The organism is Bacillus sp. REN3, from assembly GCF_017912555.1.
GTDB lineage: Bacteria > Bacillota > Bacilli > Bacillales > Cytobacillaceae > Mesobacillus.
In genome coordinates this window covers 1-507 of record NZ_JAERSD010000069.1, presented here as the reverse complement: position 1 = coordinate 507, position 507 = coordinate 1, and the positions used below count along the sequence as shown (strand labels likewise).

General features: G+C 43.6%; 1 pseudogene. It reads right to left on the bottom strand.

Going from position 1 to position 507, the window contains the following annotated elements:
* Positions 1-367 (bottom strand): annotated as a pseudogene (locus JJQ88_RS21020) (reverse transcriptase domain-containing protein); the annotation flags it as partial.
* Between the last annotated feature and the right edge of the window lie 140 nt (positions 368-507).

The following is a 507-nucleotide window of genomic DNA, read 5'->3' as shown; positions in this document are numbered from 1 at the left end:
TTGCTTTACGTACAGCGTCATGGCCTCTTCGGCTTGGCCTAAACCCATAACTATGTTCCGAGAAGGTTGGGTCAAAAAGCGGAGTTAAAACTTGGGCGATTGCCTGTTGGATGAAACGATCTATCACGGTAGGTATTCCAAGTAACCTTACTCCACCGTTCGGTTTCGGGATTTCGACTCGACGTACTGGATTAGGTTGATAGGTACCTTTCCTTAAAGAATCACAAAGGGTGTCCCAGTTCTCATAGAGATGTCTTCGTAGGGATTTTACGGACATTCCATCTATCCCATGACTCCCTTTGTTCTTCTCCACACGTTTAAGTGCTTCTATTAAGTTTTCCCGTGATAGAATCAGATTCATTAACATGTGATATTTCCTTTCGACGTGAACGTAGAAATCTAATTATGTTATTCCTGCTCCACCCTCATGAAGTCCCCTGTGGATTCACCACTTCCTCCTTCAAGTAAGTCCTTTCGGATTGTCTGCTTCTACACAGGAATTGTATG